Source organism: Dyadobacter sp. AC419 (assembly GCF_979253085.1).
On record NZ_CEEDCD010000023.1, the window covers coordinates 100,033 to 115,785 of the forward strand.

Consider the following 15,753-nt stretch of genomic DNA (forward strand, 5'->3'; position numbering starts at 1 on the left):
TCAACATCATGGATTTCAGCCTGGAAGGTGGAATGGTACATGGCGATTATTTAAGCCGTATTTACGAAATACAGCGCATTGCAAGAGTCGGCAGCTGGGATGCTGATGTGACAAATCAAGCGATCGTATGGTCGGATGTCGTGAAGGAAATTCACGAGGTTGATGCGGATTACCAGCCGGATTTTGCATCTGTACTATCATTTTATAAGAAAAACTCGGATCGGTCCAGGTTACTGCGCGCCATCCGTGAGGTCGTAGAGAACGCTTCCGTTTTTGACATCGAACTCGAAATTACCACGGCGAAAGGTCATTGCCGGTGGATACGGATTAGCGGGCGCGCTGAGCTTCGCGACGGCATATGTGTCCGGATTTACGGCGCAGTGCAGGACATTCACGACCGCAAAGTCGCTGAATTCGCGCTCATGGAATCGCGCAACCGGTTTGAATCCTTACTCCAGACCGTCGACGGCATTGTCTGGGAAGCAAATGCGGCCACATTTGAATTCACTTTTGTGAGCGATCAGGTGCAAAAGATCCTGGGTTACTCACGCAAGGAATGGATGGAAACGCCCGGCTTCTGGCAAAACCACATTCACCCCGAAGACCGGAACATTGCCATTGGCACATGCCATGCGCACACGCTGGCCGGCAGAAATCACGTTTTCGATTATCGGATGTTCGGCGCAGACGGCCGCATTGTCTGGATCAAAGACATTGTCGCCGTGATCAAAGCGGAGGGCCAGCCTACCGTGCTGCGCGGCGTGATGGTTGATGTTACCGACAACAAACGATTCGAAATTCTGGAACATCTTGAAAAAACAGTTCTGGAATTGAATTCGACCAAAAAACCATCTCTCGACCGTATTTTATCCGAATATTTGCTGGGCATAGAGCAGCTTTACCCGCGCATGAAGTGCTCCATTATGGCCATCATTAACGGCAGATTGTCCAACTGGTCCTCTCCCAGCCTGCCTGAGAGCTACATTTCAGGCGTTGAAGGTCTGGCGATCGGGCCGAATTCAGGTTCCTGCGGGACGGCTGCATTTCATAAGCGTCGGGTTATCGTCAGCGACATTGCTACCGATCCCACCTGGAAAGATTACGCACATCTTGCACTTCCATTCAACCTGCGTGCCTGCTGGTCACACCCAATCCTGGATTCGGAAGGCAATGTGATCGCAACTTTCGCCATTTATTATGACCAGGTGAAGGTGCCTGATGAAGATGAGCTCAAAGTAATTGACCGTGCGGTTGCGATCCTGAAAGTGATTTTTGAGAATAAAAAGAACTCGGAAATCATCGACATGAGCCGCTCCCGCCTGCGCAAATATGTGGACGCGCTCAAAAAAAGCAATGAACGATACGAGCTCGTTAACAAAGCAACCAATGATGCAATTTATGATTGGGATATCCTGTCAGATCATACGCAATGGGGAGACGGCTTCGAGCGGCTCTTCGGATTTCAAGTGGCGAACAAGGAATTTCAGTTAAAAGACTGGATTGACAAACTCCATCCAGCCGATCAAATGCGAACGGAAGACGAATTGCACCAGCATTTGATGGATAGAACGAAAAGCAACTGGACATCAAATTACCGCTTTATCCGCGCCAATGGCACATATGCTTACGTAGAAGAAAACGGTTACATTCTGCGTGATGCCGAAGGTTCTGCCATCCGCATGATCGGTGTTTTGCGTGATGTGACGCGGCAAAAACACGAGGAGCACAAATTTCAGGAAATCGCGCATATGCAGTCACACGTGGTGCGCGCGCCGCTGGCCAGGCTCATGGGACTTGTGGACTTGATCAAGCATTACCCGAACACAGACATTGAAAAGCAGGAATTGCTCGACCATTTGCTGATCAACGCCAAGCATCTGGACGAAATCATCCGCCATATTTCTGAGAAAACGGAATTTTAATGTCACAAGCCTAATCTCAGCCCGAAAGCCAGGTTTACAATGTCGGACGGTCTGAGATAGCCGGTGTTCTGCACATAGCTGATCAGCAGCAGATCGTAAGTTCCCAGCTCGTAATATGCTTCAAGCGATCGTTTTCTTTTGCCCAATGTCACCTCTTTTCCTACTTTTCCGCCGATGTAAGCGCCCGGCCGGAATGAGGTTGCCCACCAGTAATAGTTCTGTGGATAGTGCGAAGGCAGCTTGGTGTCAAACTGTGTTCCGAAAGTGTAGCTGAGATAAAATCCGATGGAAAAAGGCTTAATGTAATAAGTATTTTTTAACGGAATACGCCAGGGCGAATAGGTCGTTTTCAGCGTTGTGCTCACCAGCGCATCGCCACCAAACTTCTGAGGCAAAAAGCCAAACATCAGGTCCGTTTCTAATGTTTTGTTGCGCGAAATGTATCCCGGGCCTCCTGAAATAAATCCGATATTGCCTGCAAACTGCGCCTTAATGTGATCAGGAACATACCATTTCCTTTTCAGATCCTGCTCATAAGTTTCCTGCGCAGCCGCCGCAAATGATGCGATAAGTAAAAGCAGTAAAAGTAATTTTTTCATAAGATCAATATTCTATTCGTTCTGCTTTGTAACCACCTTTCCAGGTTGTAAAAAGCCAGTATCCCCGCTCGCCTGAGCTTGTAGTCAGATAATAATGCACACCGTCATTGTAAAACTCGCCGTCGCGAAACGTATGCTGATGCCCGTATAGCGTATACTTTACATTCGGATCGTCCGCCAGCAATTTGGCATAACGCTCTTGCAGCTTAGGATCAAAATCACCGTCAAAAGGCGGAATGTGTGCCACAACGATCGCGTTTTTATTAGCCGGATTGTTCGCAAGCTGGCCTTCCAGCCAATTCAGGTCCGGCACGGCACCATTATAGATGTACTCGCGCGAGTTCGTGTTAATGAAAATAAATTTGTTATCTCCGTAGTCAAATGAATAATCCATGGGGCCATACATCTTCCGGTAAGCAGCAGGACCATTCGCCACGAGGTCGTGGTTCCCGATCACAGTCAGATAAGGAACTTTCAGTTTCACCATAATTTCGTTGACCCATTTGAATTCCTGCGAAAGCCCGAAATCAGAAATATCACCGGCGTGGAGCACAAATGCGAGATCTTTTTGGCTGTTGGCACTTTTGATAAAATCATCCGTTTCATCATACCAGCGCTGCGTGTCGCCCATCAGGATAAATTTCACCGTGTCGGTTAGCGGTCTGGCCTGAATGCGCTCGATATTTTTTTGATTCAGGTTCCGCTCGTCTTTATCGAAAATGACCTGATTGGGGTTGTATTGAAAAACACCCTCGCAGCTGCCCAGGATAAGCCCGAATGCAAGGAAGGTGAGTTTTGAGAAAAATTTAAACATTGGATAGAAAGAGTAGTTCTTTATGCTGTATACGCAGCGCTCTTGGTTTAACTCCTAATCCCCGCTTATAATTCCTGTCAAATGACTGTTTTTGTTGTAGAAACACACATTTGTCGGGCACGGTTATTGCAATGTGCTGTTAATCATATTTATAAAATGTTATGAAAATTCAAACCTTACGGATACTGGCCATGCTGGGATTCCTCTCTATCACAATGCCCTCCATGGCGCAGGTTGTTTCCAAAGACTCGCTCAACACATTGAAGGAGCAGCAGGAAACGATCAAGATTTCAAAAGAACTAAACGACCGCAAGTTGGAGTTGGCCAAGCTTGAAAATGAGCTGGAAAATGCAACACGCGAAGCCGAAAAGACAGCCGAAGAAGCGCAGCGCTCAGCAGATGACAACCGGAAAAACGCAGAAAAACTAGGTGATGACCCACAAGACAAGAAACTTGCACGCCGCGCAGGAAATAGCGCAAGCGGTGCTCGGAAAGATGCAAAACGTGCCAGAAAAGCAGCCGATCATTTAGATGATCTGCGCAAGGATATTGAGTCATTAAAGCGGAAAATTGCTGATGATGAAGCGAAGCTGGGCAACATGCCGGGCTGATCTTCATGAAGACAATCACATGATCCTCTTCTTTTTGTGAGTGCATCCATTGATTTGGGTGCACTCTTTTTTTGTTTAAAGCCGGGCATGCTTTTTGTTAATGTTGTGGTAAATCAACAAACAGAAATCATGGCTACAGCAACAGCAAAATCGGATACCAAAAAAACAGCCTCAAAGGCTTCAACCACCTCAAAATCAACTTCGAAAGCAGCGGACAAGTCGGCTTCGGCAACAAAGGCTCCGGCTAAGTCATCTACGAAGGCCGCAGACAAATCGGAAACTAAAACAGCTTCAAAAACTGCTGAAAAATCCGGATCGAAAACAACATCCAAAGCTGATTCAAAAGCAGCTTCGAAAAGCACTTCGAAAAAGAGCTCGGACAGCGATTCCAAATCCAACACCACCACAGACCATGAGGAAATCAAGGCGTGGGTGGAAGCAAGAGGCGGAAAACCATCCAAGGTGAAAGGCACCGGGACGAAAAAGTCCGAAACTGGAATATTGCGAATAGATTTCCCTGGTTATTCCGGAGAAGATAAATTGCAGGAAATTTCCTGGGACGAGTTCTTCGAAAAATTTGACGAAGGAAATCTTCAATTTTTATATCAAAGCGAAACAGCGGACGGAAAAGAAAGCCGTTTCAATAAATTCGTTTCGAAATAACGTTCAACCCGTTACAACACTCGAAAAAGCTGCACAAATTGTGCGGCTTTTTTTGTGCGCGCTTTTTCTATAATTGCAAAAAATTGGCTCTACAAGCATGGCATCATTCGCTTATGTTATTTCATTAATGTTATTTTTGGGATGCTAAGCCGGTTCAAAAATAACATTGATGATTCGCGATTTCGTTGTTAAACACAAGCCAACCATTCTCTACGGCATTTCGCTGGCCCTGCTCCTGTTTTTGCTCAAATGGCTTGAATTGCGATTCATCATTATCGATCACATTTTTGAAATCTACGCAGGATCCATTGCGTTGATTTTTACCGGGCTGGGCATCTGGCTCGCATTAAAACTGACTAAGCCCAAAGTCGAGACGATTGTTGTTGAAAGAGAAGTTATTCGCCAGACCAATCATTTCCAGTTTAATAAGGAAGCACAGCAACGTTTGGGATTGAGCAAGCGCGAGTTGGAAGTGCTGCAATTGATTGCCGACGGCCTCAGCAATCAGGAAATTGCCGAACGGCTTTTTGTTTCCCTCAACACAGTAAAAACCCATTCTTCCCGACTCTTCGAAAAACTGGAAGTGAAAAGCCGGACCCAGGCTGCGGAGAAAGCTAAACGCTTGCAGATCATCCCCTAACAGCATCATACTTTGGTGTGATCTTGTGGATAGTGGGTCAAAATCACCCGAAAGTATGAATCAAATTAGCGCCCGTATCCTCAATTTTGCTGCATAACCATTCAAAAATTATTCGCAGTTATGAAAAAAACAATACTCATTTGCGGCCTGATTGCAGGCATCATTGTATCCGTGTTCATGGTCACATCCACAGCCATGTGTTACAGGAGTGAGGATTTCGATGGCAGCATTGTTATCGGTTACGCGTCAATGCTGCTCGCCTTTTCTTTGATTTTTGTCGGCGTTAAAAATTACCGTGACAAGTTCAATAATGGTGTTGTAACGTTTGGGAAGGCATTTCAGATCGGCCTTTTCATTACGCTGATCGCTTCCACGGTCTACGTAATTGTCTGGCTGTTTGATTATTACTTATTTGTACCGGACTTTATGGAGAAATATACAGCCCATGTTATCAAACAGTCACAAGCAGAAGGCTTGACGGGTGCAGCAATGCAGGAAAAAATTGCGGAAATGGATGGTTACAGAGCGCTTTATAAAAACCCGCTCATGATCGTACTTTTCACTTACTTTGAGATCTTGCCCGTGGGGCTGGTTGTATCGCTGATCTCTGCATTGATTCTTAAAAAAACGCCAGCGCAGCAATTGCCGGTGGCCTGATTTCCGTGAGCATTACCTTAACCTTTATCAACCAATTCTAATTTATAACTTGGTAAAATGAAGGTAAAAATAGTGTGTGCATAGTAGAAGTATAGTGTGTGTGATCCAGAACTTTATTAAGCCGTTACAAATAAAGGCTAATAGAAACAGGTTCTCAAAGGCGATGATTGACTGGTGGCGCTCAATTAGTAATCGGTAAAAAGAGGCACAAAATGTCGGTTTTTTACTATTTCCGCTAACCGGTTGCCGTTACATTTGACTTACTCCATTATTTTAAGGTAAAAAAGGGCCTTTATCCAGTAAAAACTTTTGCTATGCAGCCTGTCATCAGAGAATCAGTTTTGACCAAATACATCAAGAATATCTGGATCCTCGAAAATCACGACATTCAAAAAACGGATCATTCGCTGAAGTTCTTCGCCGATGGATGTTCCGGGCTCATGTTCCAGCAATCTGAAAACGGCGTATTTATCGATGATGAGCCCCTGGCTGAGCTTTTGCTTTACGGGCAGACCGTAAAACCCATCGAAATAAAGTGCACCGGAAGTTATAGAATGATCGTCTTTATATTGTTTCCCTATGCCGTGCATGCATTATTTGGTTTGAATGCGTGTACATTGACGGACACTTGCCTCAACATGCGGACTTACTCCGAAACGTCAAACGCAATCGTGGATGCGCTCATACAAGCACAAACAACTGAGGAGCAAGTCAAGATAATGGAGCACGTTTTTGATCCAACAGGCGAATGCAAGTAAGCTGGATCAGGAAATTGAGCAAATGACCACATTCATTGTGAATGCGAAAGGTGCGGTGGCTTTGAAAGAGCTGCAAGAAGATTCCGACATTTCCGAGCGCACACTGGAAAGAAAGTTTACAAAGCAAGTGGGTGTATCGCCAAAGCTTTTTTCGAAAATCGTGCGTTTCCAGTCTTCAATTCAACAAATGGACGCAGGGAATTACGAAAAGCTTTCAGACATTGCATACGAAAACGGTTACTCCGACCAATCACATTTCGTTCGCAACTTTAAAGAATTTACCAGCATTACGCCACGCGCATACAAGCCAAAATCTTTTTTATAAAAACGCAGCATTGACGGTTTTGTCCAAGTTTCCGCCTTCCAGCCGCCGTAGTTTTGATTCGAAAATTAAATCAAAACAATTAGCACATGAAAACGCTTGTATTAGGCGCAACGGGCAAAACCGGCCGCAAAGTTGCAGAACGACTTGAAACATTAAATGTCGATGTCCGGATCGGTTCCCGGACGGCAACACCTGCATTTGAGTGGGAAGATGAAAACACCTGGACAGCCGCTCTGGAAGGCATGGAGGCTGTTTACATTACTTTTCAACCAGATCTCGGCGTTCCGGGATCACCCGCCATAATCGAGAAATTCACAAAGCTGGCTTCGCAATCTGGTATCAAAAAGCTTGTGCTGCTTTCGGGCAGAGGCGAAGAAGAAGCGCAGGCATCTGAGCAGGTTGTCATGCAATCGGGGTTGGATTGGACCATTGTGCGGGCGAGCTGGTTCAATCAAAATTTCAGTGAAAGCTTCCTGCTTGACTCCGTTTTGGCAGGCCACGTTGTCCTGCCGGTTGGTGAAGTGCTTGAACCGTTCGTGGATACGGACGACATTGCGGATGTTGCCGTGGCGGCTCTCACGCAAGACAGTCATAACGGGAAATTATACGAAGTTACAGGCCCCCGGCTGCTCACTTTTGCGCAGGCAATTGCAGCAATTTCGGCCGAAACCGGCAGGGAAATAACTTATCAGGAAGTCTCGGTTGACGAATATGCCGCTATGCTTGCAGCTTATGCCATTCCCGATGATTTTATCCAACTGCTTAGTTATTTGTTTTCGGAGGTTTTGGATGGCCGAAATGCTTGTTTATCGCATGGCGTCGAGGAAGCACTTGGGCGGAAACCGAAGGATTTCAGTGCATATGTGAAGGAAACGGCTGCAACGGGCGTGTGGAATCTGAACGGAGAATAAAAAAACGAGATTGCCCTGAAAAATCTCTCAGGGCAATCTCGTTAACAGACTAATATTAAAGCATTTGGACCCGATACAAATCTATCCAGCTGTTTATATAATCGATGACTTCTTCAACGCCAGGCTCTCCACAAATGTAATGTGAGCGGCCTTCAAATTCTTTGAATGTGGTAATGCCAGCTGTATCTTCATAAGCGTCGCTATTTTTTTCAACAAGCTCTGTCGGCACAATTTGATCTTCTTTCGCACTGATAAACAGCATGGGAACGTGCGGCTTTTCAAGATCCACGTGTGCTGATGTGCCCAAGCAACCTCTTAACACATTGCGGCTGTCATGCGTGGCGGTTTCCTCGAACGCTTGTCTCGCCTGTTCTTCGGACAATGTATTTGCAAAACCTTCACGAAAACTTTCGGGTGTCTGAAAAAACGGCTCATCGCCTTTAAAGGGATTAGTAATGGTTGCCACATTTTTGAAAAACGGCCAGTCACAAGTCATCATCATATTGGGTGCAACCGAGCAGATCGGAACTCCCACGCAAGCCAGATTTTTGTTGACGAAAAGCTGGGTAAGCAATCCACCAACCGAATGTCCGATAATAATGGGGCGGTCTTCCGGAGCCGAACTCTTCCCTCCTGCTTCTATAATCACATTTTCCATTGCCGTGATCACGTCATCCAACATTAAGTCGCCCAATGTTGCCGGCGGATTTGCCCGCAATGCCGACGGCTCTCCTTCGTGATCCGGCGAGGCCGGCACAATGCATTTATAACCCTGGGCAGTGAAGTGGTCAACCCATTTGTTCCAGCTTTTGGGATTTTGAAACATTCCGTGGATAAAGACAATCGTTCCTTTCATTTCGTCTATTGATGAGTGGTTAATAACGTAAAGCGACTACATAATAAAAAGCCTGCCAAAATCCTCAATCACACTGAATTACTACTTGGGGGAATAAATTCGCTGCTTGTGAGCAAACAGCACCAAAAAGCCGTGCAAATTCTGAGAATCAGGTTCTGCACGGCTTTTAGACTTCGAAAAAATCAAGGTTGATGGCTGCGTTCAAAAGCATTTTCCTGTTCGCCTTGCGCAACGCGTCTGGTTATTAAACCGGCTCCGGTTTCAAATAGACCAAGGATCAGATGGGGCAAAAATACCTGGTCGGCAAAACCCAGAATCCACGGTGAAGCAGCAAGGAACAAGCCCGTAACAATGTCAATATTGAGATGGACCGCCATGGGAATGCTTCTTACCATTCCGCCTTCATAATCTGTAAATAGCGACATTAGAATAGCCACTGTTCCTACGGCAATGAGCACCCATGTTGCGGGCAGATTGTCGTTGAATTTGAGGATCCAGGGCATTGCGATAAACAAGATGCCGGTCGTGTAGTCCAGCATGGCGTGCATTTTTGTGCTGATAATTTTCATAGGAAACATTGTTAAGTTGTTGATGAATTTTAGAAAACGGCGTTGTTAAAAATTGTGCCAAAAGATCAAACTCCTCCTCAACAATGTGGCGTTCGGAGCCATGCAGATGCATTTTTCTGTATGTGGTCGCAAATCAATTTGCTATATTTGAAAATCAGGGCTTCTCCTGACGTTACACTTTAAATTTTATCAGACATGACTGTTCACGATCTCGACGAACTAGCGGAAGGATTTCAACTCAAATATCCTGAGCTAACCAAATTTGAAGCACTGCAACTTGCGCAGCAAAATCAAATCCTGAATGCCATCCACGAATTGAATGGAACCACGCCAAGCGGACGTCCGCATTTATCCCTCATCCACGACAAGCTAAGTCAGATTTTGACGCAACTGGAAAAATAGGTTTCGGCCCGATCCGGTTTTATCGTTCCAGATCATGTTGGAATGAAAAAAGGTCTGTACTGAATTTCAGCGCAGACCTTTTTTATGCGGTAAAACAACCTTAACGATCAGTTTTATCACATTATCCTCTCAGTGATTGTTGCCGGATGCGGCTCAATGTTTCCTTTGTAACACCGAGATAAGAAGCAATAATGTGCTGCGGGAAACGCACAAGAAATTCAGGATAAAGCCGTCGAAGCTCTTCGTAGCGATATTCTGCCGTGTGATTTTTTGACGAAAGCAGGCGCTTTTGACTAGCCATGTGATTATTGTCGTCCAACACAATCCGCATTTCCTTAAAGGCAGGAATGCTGTTGACACGCTCATAGTAATCATTGGTTTTAGGCAATAATAACAGGTCTGTTACTTCCCAGGCGTCAATGTTATATATGCTGGGTGTTTGCCTGTGATAACTTTCCCGATCGGACGTCCACCAGTTTTCGATGCCCAAATTAAGAATGTGCTCGCTGCCTTTCGCATCAACCGTGTATTGCCTCGTTGCCCCTTTCACAATGAATGCGATATACTTGCAAACTTCCCCCTCCTGCAAGAGAAACTGTTTTTTCCGCAACCTTTTCGGTATAAAAGCCTGGTTTAATAAGTCAATGTCATCCTCGGACAGCAGACTGGTTGAGCGTTCCTGAATGTAGTTTATAAGCGGAGTTAGCATTCACTGAATCTTTGTAATAAACATCAAAGATACGATCTTGAACAATTTGCATCCACAGTTTAAAAGGCAAATTACAGACTGGAATAACGGTTTCATTGATCTACATCAACGCTATTTGTTGCGCTATGTCATCGCTTTGACTTTCCTGCATTCCCGAACTTCGCATTTGATATGGCAAGCGCATATGCATATTGCCAATAAATGAATTAAAACATTATAATATAAAGCGATGAGTTATAAAATTGGAATAATCGGATCAGGGAATATCGGACGTGGGTTAGCAAAGCATTTAGCCAAAACAGATTATCAAATAATGCTGGCAAACAGCCGCGGTGCCGAGTCACTGGAAACGCTGATAACATCCATAGGCGGCTCCCTGAAAGCCGGTGAGTTGAAAGAGACGATTCAAGATTCAGACGTAATTTTCATAGCCGTTCCCTGGACAAGCCTTGAAGAGCTGGCAGATGAATTCAAGGCATACGAAGGAAAAATCATTGTCGACGCTACGAATAACATCGTTTCCGTACGTCCTTTCAGCCTTGCCGACTTGGGAGGCAAGTCAACCGGAGCGCATGTTTCCACGCTTTTTCCAGCGCAAACGGTTGTGAAAGCATTTAACACGCTGCCTGCGGCAACACTTACAAATCCAACCCAAAGCACTGACGGCGCAACTGTGATCATGATCAGCGGCGACGATTCGGAAGCGAAGAAAAAAGTTGCGATCATTGCAGAAGCGATGGGATTTGCACCGATTGATCTGGCACTTTTCAGGACGCCGGAAAATATCAGGATGTCGGCGGCGCACTGTCCGGCGTGGAATTAATCAAAGTCAAAAAAGCTAACATGGATAGTCAATTGATCAATAAGCTGCAAGAAAATCATGTTGCGGCGTGGAATGAAAGGGACCGTGAAAAGAGGGATAGTCTGCTGAGAACGATCTATGCAGAAGACATTAAAATGTACGACCCGAACTCCATTTTCCAGAGTTTGAGCGAAATCTCGGATCTCATCAGCACGCTGCACACCGAGGATCCCGATTTTCAATTCAGCGCCGCCAAGCCTATTGAATTTACACAAAACGGAGCGCGCCTGTATGGTAACATCGGCACAAAGGAAAACCCCAATGCCATGCGCAGTATGGACTTTTTTATCATCGAAAACGGCAAAGCCAAACATTTATACGTGATGATGGAGCCGGGCGACCAAGGGGCTTAACAAAATTCACCGCCTGACCCTCACCAAAAAATGGCGACCATTCAGGCGGTGAAAACTGCTCTGATTCAGATTTACAAATACATTCCGCCCGTCACCTCGATGCGCTGGCCGTTGACCCATTTGGCGTCTTCGCTGCAAAGGAATGCAACTACGCCGCCAACATCGTCGGGTAAGCCCACGCGGCCCAGCGCTGTGATGCCTTCTACATATGTGCGGATTTCTGGTGAGTCGTCCATCGCGCCGCCACCGAAAATGGCTCCCGGCGCGACCACATTTGCCGTGATTCCACGTGCACCCAATTCGACGGCCAAATATCTCGTGTAAACATCCACGCCGCCTTTCATCAGCGCGTATGCAGATGCCCCCGGAAAGCTGACACGCGAAGTTGCTGATGAAATGTTAATGATCCGTCCGCCGTCGTGGAGATGATTCAATGCTTTTTGAGTGAGGAAATAAACACCTTTCAAATGAATGTTCATCATCTCATCAAACTGTGCCTCAGTGGTTTGCGTAACAGAGGCCGTCAGGCTTGTTCCTGCATTGTTAATCAGGAAATCGAAACGGTCTGTTCCCAAAGTGGTTTGCAATGTCGGGGTTAGCTGAGCGAAGAAATTGTCAAAACCACTTGTATCGGCCGTATTAAGTTGAAGGCTCACTGCCTTTCTTCCCAGGGCTGTGATGGCAGCGACGGTTTTCTCAGCTTCCGCCCGGTTACTGTGATAAGTGAACAGCACGTCGATGCCTTTCTGTGCTAATTTTATTGCAATGTCTTTACCAATGCCGCGGCTTCCGCCGGTTACTAATGCGATTTTTTGAGTTGTCATGGGACTATTTTGTAGCAAATTTTAAACACTACAAAGGTCCGTCAATCGAAGAATGCCCGGTTTGTCCCGGACAATCAATTATATGTATAATTCAAACTTTTTGTCTGACTGCGAAATGCGCCGGGTGAAAGCGAAGTTTCATTTTTGAAGAATTTAGCGAAATGTGCGAAATCCGAAAAGCCAAGACTATCTGCAATTTCGGCTATGGTCCAGTCCGTATGCCGCAGCAATGCTTTTGCCTCTGAAAGAATGCGGCCGGCGATAAGCTCCGTTGTTGTCAGATTCGTGGTTTCTTTAAGGACTTTGTTCAAATGGTTGATGTGCACCGCAAGGTGATCGGCATATTGCTTCGCCGTTCGCAATGCTATTTTCTGGTGAGGACTTTCGAGGGGAAACTGGCGTTCGAGCAGCTCCAAGAACAAAGAGGTTGTCCGCGCCGAAGCACTGTGATTCGGATGAAGCATTACGGTCGACTGCAACTTCTGCCCGAGATGAATCAGTTCTAATGTGTAGGCACGGAGCAAATCGTATTTATAGGCATAATTGGAATTAATTTCTGCCTGCATGTTGTCAAAAATGCCCTGAGCCCGCGCAATGTCAGCATCGGACAACTCATAAACCGGATGCTCCGGTGATTTGAAAATAGGCAGATCATCCAGCATTACGCCGCTCACTGTCGGGTGCAGAAAGTCAGCTGTGAATACACAAAACTGCCCTGTTTGCCTGCCCATCGGCGACCAGTATATCGGACTTTTCGGTGACGAAAAAATGAGTGTGGGTTTCTTGATCGCAACGGCTCTGTCCGGATATTCGGCCTGCGATTGACCGGTCAAAAAGCTAATTTTATAAAATGAACGAGAGGCGCACGAGAGCGTCGTTTTCTCACGCATTTCCGGCATGATCTCCGACAGACTAAACACATTAAAATGCCCTACTTCCTGTTGGATTCCCTCAGGCAAAAGTGCGCTGAGATCTGTGGATGTTCCGTTGGAGATGCGCGAACAAAGGTCTTCAAATGAAGTGGTCTGCATAATGCTCGTTTTGTAAAAAACAAAGGTAAGCATTATGCAGGCAAATTACAGACTTACACTCTGTCCAGCCATCCCATCCGTGGGCATTTTAAAAGTAAGCAGCATTTTGCCTCCCCCGGCATCCGACATTTGCACATTGCCCAAACCAGATTTGACTTTGCCCGTAACCTCCAATTGCAGCTGAGCATGCTTACCGGTCGGATCAGAAATGGTGATTTTATTTACATGATCCTGCTTCACTTCCAGCATCACCATGCACGGTCCTTTGGCTGTCACAGATAATCCTTTCGCAAACTCAATTTTCCCTGGTTTATAAAAAACAATTTGCACCAAACCCAGCGCTGCATGACGCACAGCCTGCATTTCCGGAGAATTGACAATGATTTGAACAGGGAGATTCTTCCGGTAAGCGTCAATTTCAGAAGCCTTTATGCCAGCAACCACAATGTATTGATAAGCCGCATCAGCAGGTCTTTTTCCATGGTCGAGCCAGGCTTTGAAAACGTCTTTGCTGATCTTTTCGTCCGTCGCCCACGAGTGGTGATTGATCTCGCGCCAGCTGCCCGTTTGTTGCTGATTGCTGACATTTAATGATATTGGCTCACTAAAAATATAAGCCGTGCTGTCGTGATGAATCCAGTTTGCATTATCTAATTGATGCGCGCCTAATTTCAATGTAACCATCTTGCCATCAACGCCTGCCAAAACCTCGCCTGATAACAGGCTCTGATTCAATGTAGTAACAACGTTGTAATCCGCATCTGCGTTAATGCCCGCTCCAAGTGCGACAAATTCTTTATCGAAAAAGAACCACGCTTTCTTTGCTTTGAGCGGATCGTGCACACTCGCAAAATCAAATGCCGCTGCTCCGTAATGCTGGTCGGTTACGCCGCCTGTAAAGTCGTTAAGGCCCGGCTTGGCAAGCTCTTTCCAGTGTGGCAGCTCGGGTGTTTGCAAAATGGTGGTTCCAGGGATTTTTTGCCAATCCCAAACCGGAAAGATCTGGTCATATTCCCGGCCTGTGCGGGTGATAAAGTTGCTTCCATCTCCATAATGGTGGTTTTTCAGACCTTCCTCATTATGCGGCTGTTCCATATTCGCAGCGCGCTTGCTATGCATCCGGATCGAAGCATAATAGCCAGGGCGCTGATGCGTATAATAGTGCGAATGCCAGAAATAGTAATCACGGGTCAAATTAGGCTTCACTTCCCCTTTCCTGATCCGGACGATATTTTCCAGCTCCGCCTTTCGGTATGAAGTGGCCGCCAGGAGGTTTTCCGCCAGTTCCGGACCGGCTGGTTTCAATGCACCTTTCCGGCTAATTCCACGGTTCTCAGCCCCGGGATCAGGATATTTGCCAAAAGCATGCGACTGACAGATTCCATCCAAAAAATAATCGACGAGCAGCTTCATCGGTTCATCGGGCAACCTGTATTTCGTGCCCTCCGCTTTTACTGCCCAATATGCAAATGCATTGGCATATCCCGTTCCGTATGCCAGTGTCGAAATCACATTGTCCGTCCGGTGGTGAAAGCTCAGGTCCGGCTTTAATCCGCGGCCGGTCGAAACCTTTATTTCGGACACCATTACTTCCATAACATTGGCGAGCACCTCTGGATTTCGCTGAAAAAGTGCCTGCTTACCACGCATTCCGGCAATCTGGATCAGGTCGCCTCCCGGCCGCGCACCGGAAGCTTCCAAATTAGCCCTGCCCGCGATCCTGACGCCCTCTTTTCGTTGATTTTCGGTCAGTTGTTCATCCATTACGAGCAGGATATTGATCATTAACTGAGGCGTTCCCATTTCGTTCCACCACCAGTTTTCACAAATAAAATCATGTGCTAACCAATAGTCGAGCGCATTTGAAACCGCATTTTTCGCCTCGGGCTTATTTAAAAACGGAGAGCCTGGTTTTTTCAATGCGCGCGCCAATTCAAGCATATTATTGAGATGTATGCTGTGCTCAAATCCGGTGCGGGACACGTCGCTATAATTGATATCGGGCCAGGTGCCATCTTGTTTTTGCTTGCTGATCAGCTCCTCAATATGCTTCGCGTCCACAGTCTGTTTAAGCAAATCATCGATAATGCGTTGTCTGATTTTTTCAAGATCGGCGTCCGGCTGGCCTTTCCCAGCTTCAACGGGTAAAGCAACATTTTCACCGGGTTTGCGCAATTGTTGTGCGTAGCCGAGCTGCGCCAGGATTATGAGCAGAAAGAATATTTTTTTCATCAGGTTCAGGATAAA

Annotated in this window: 19 protein-coding genes; 11 read left to right on the top strand and 8 right to left on the bottom strand. The window is 46.2% G+C overall.

The features are described from left to right. Positions 1 to 8: 8 nt before the first annotated feature. Positions 9 to 1,922, top strand: a complete 1,914-nt coding sequence (locus AC0IYG_RS20805) for a PAS domain-containing protein (RefSeq protein WP_471712982.1) — start codon at positions 9 to 11, stop codon at positions 1,920 to 1,922. A 2-nt stretch (positions 1,923 to 1,924) separates the two neighbouring features. On the opposite strand, the gene AC0IYG_RS20810 is transcribed toward AC0IYG_RS20805, so the two are convergent. Further along, positions 1,925 to 2,521 (bottom strand): hypothetical protein, encoded by a 597-nt coding sequence (locus AC0IYG_RS20810; protein ID WP_471712983.1) that lies wholly within the window; start codon positions 2,519 to 2,521, stop codon positions 1,925 to 1,927. 4 nt (positions 2,522 to 2,525) lie between these two features. Then, positions 2,526 to 3,335 (bottom strand): metallophosphoesterase family protein, encoded by an 810-nt coding sequence (locus tag AC0IYG_RS20815; protein WP_471712984.1) that lies wholly within the window; start codon positions 3,333 to 3,335, stop codon positions 2,526 to 2,528. Between the two features lie 161 nt (positions 3,336 to 3,496). On the opposite strand from AC0IYG_RS20815, the gene AC0IYG_RS20820 reads away from it, so the two are divergent. From AC0IYG_RS20820 to AC0IYG_RS20850, 7 genes are all read left to right on the top strand, one after another. Further along, positions 3,497 to 3,946, top strand: coding sequence for a hypothetical protein (locus AC0IYG_RS20820; protein ID WP_471712985.1), 450 nt, complete (start codon positions 3,497 to 3,499; stop codon positions 3,944 to 3,946). Positions 3,947 to 4,075: 129 nt separating this feature from the next. Then, positions 4,076 to 4,609, top strand: a complete 534-nt coding sequence (locus AC0IYG_RS20825; protein WP_471712986.1) for a hypothetical protein — start codon at positions 4,076 to 4,078, stop codon at positions 4,607 to 4,609. Positions 4,610 to 4,778: 169 nt separating this feature from the next. Then, a complete protein-coding gene (locus AC0IYG_RS20830) occupies positions 4,779 to 5,249 on the top strand; it encodes a helix-turn-helix transcriptional regulator (RefSeq protein ID WP_471712987.1) in 471 nt (156 codons plus the stop codon). Between the two features lie 120 nt (positions 5,250 to 5,369). Next, on the top strand, positions 5,370 to 5,906 hold the full coding sequence (locus tag AC0IYG_RS20835) for a DUF4199 domain-containing protein (RefSeq protein WP_471712988.1): 537 nt from the start codon (positions 5,370 to 5,372) through the stop codon (positions 5,904 to 5,906). 314 nt (positions 5,907 to 6,220) lie between these two features. Beyond that, the gene (locus AC0IYG_RS20840) at positions 6,221 to 6,664 is read left to right on the top strand and encodes a DUF6597 domain-containing transcriptional factor (protein WP_471712989.1); all 444 of its coding nucleotides are present in this window, start codon (positions 6,221 to 6,223) and stop codon (positions 6,662 to 6,664) included. Continuing rightward, the gene (locus tag AC0IYG_RS20845; protein ID WP_471712990.1) at positions 6,639 to 6,989 is read left to right on the top strand and encodes a helix-turn-helix domain-containing protein; all 351 of its coding nucleotides are present in this window, start codon (positions 6,639 to 6,641) and stop codon (positions 6,987 to 6,989) included. The genes AC0IYG_RS20840 and AC0IYG_RS20845 overlap by 26 nt, the downstream gene beginning before the upstream one ends. A gap of 86 nt (positions 6,990 to 7,075) precedes the next feature. Beyond that, the gene (locus tag AC0IYG_RS20850) at positions 7,076 to 7,900 is read left to right on the top strand and encodes an NAD(P)H-binding protein (protein WP_471712991.1); all 825 of its coding nucleotides are present in this window, start codon (positions 7,076 to 7,078) and stop codon (positions 7,898 to 7,900) included. A gap of 55 nt (positions 7,901 to 7,955) precedes the next feature. Here the strand turns inward: AC0IYG_RS20850 and AC0IYG_RS20855 are convergent, their stop codons facing one another. Together AC0IYG_RS20855 and AC0IYG_RS20860 are read right to left on the bottom strand one after the other, a co-directional pair. Then, positions 7,956 to 8,756 (bottom strand): alpha/beta hydrolase, encoded by an 801-nt coding sequence (locus tag AC0IYG_RS20855; protein ID WP_471712992.1) that lies wholly within the window; start codon positions 8,754 to 8,756, stop codon positions 7,956 to 7,958. A gap of 182 nt (positions 8,757 to 8,938) precedes the next feature. Continuing rightward, positions 8,939 to 9,325 (bottom strand): SPW repeat domain-containing protein, encoded by a 387-nt coding sequence (locus tag AC0IYG_RS20860; RefSeq protein ID WP_471712993.1) that lies wholly within the window; start codon positions 9,323 to 9,325, stop codon positions 8,939 to 8,941. A gap of 195 nt (positions 9,326 to 9,520) precedes the next feature. On the opposite strand from AC0IYG_RS20860, the gene AC0IYG_RS20865 reads away from it, so the two are divergent. Next, positions 9,521 to 9,727, top strand: a complete 207-nt coding sequence (locus AC0IYG_RS20865) for a hypothetical protein (RefSeq protein WP_471712994.1) — start codon at positions 9,521 to 9,523, stop codon at positions 9,725 to 9,727. Positions 9,728 to 9,848: 121 nt separating this feature from the next. On the opposite strand, the gene AC0IYG_RS20870 is transcribed toward AC0IYG_RS20865, so the two are convergent. Next, complete coding sequence (locus tag AC0IYG_RS20870; protein ID WP_471712995.1) at positions 9,849 to 10,436, bottom strand: Crp/Fnr family transcriptional regulator; 588 nt, start codon at positions 10,434 to 10,436, stop codon at positions 9,849 to 9,851. Between the two features lie 229 nt (positions 10,437 to 10,665). On the opposite strand from AC0IYG_RS20870, the gene AC0IYG_RS20875 reads away from it, so the two are divergent. Next, positions 10,666 to 11,259, top strand: a complete 594-nt coding sequence (locus tag AC0IYG_RS20875; protein WP_471712996.1) for an NADPH-dependent F420 reductase — start codon at positions 10,666 to 10,668, stop codon at positions 11,257 to 11,259. Positions 11,260 to 11,279: 20 nt separating this feature from the next. Then, entirely contained in the window at positions 11,280 to 11,651 is a 372-nt protein-coding gene (locus AC0IYG_RS20880) for a nuclear transport factor 2 family protein (protein ID WP_471712997.1), read from the top strand. Positions 11,652 to 11,722: 71 nt separating this feature from the next. On the opposite strand, the gene AC0IYG_RS20885 is transcribed toward AC0IYG_RS20880, so the two are convergent. The 3 genes from AC0IYG_RS20885 to AC0IYG_RS20895 all read right to left on the bottom strand — a co-directional run bounded on the left by AC0IYG_RS20885 (position 11,723) and on the right by AC0IYG_RS20895 (position 15,738). Next, positions 11,723 to 12,475 carry an SDR family NAD(P)-dependent oxidoreductase gene (locus tag AC0IYG_RS20885; protein ID WP_471712998.1) on the bottom strand — a complete coding sequence of 251 codons (753 nt, stop codon included), beginning with the start codon at positions 12,473 to 12,475 and terminating at the stop codon, positions 11,723 to 11,725. Between the two features lie 74 nt (positions 12,476 to 12,549). After that, entirely contained in the window at positions 12,550 to 13,539 is a 990-nt protein-coding gene (locus AC0IYG_RS20890; RefSeq protein WP_471712999.1) for a helix-turn-helix domain-containing protein, read from the bottom strand. Positions 13,540 to 13,551: 12 nt separating this feature from the next. Continuing rightward, positions 13,552 to 15,738 (bottom strand): polysaccharide lyase family 8 super-sandwich domain-containing protein, encoded by a 2,187-nt coding sequence (locus AC0IYG_RS20895; protein WP_471713000.1) that lies wholly within the window; start codon positions 15,736 to 15,738, stop codon positions 13,552 to 13,554. Positions 15,739 to 15,753: the final 15 nt, after the last annotated feature.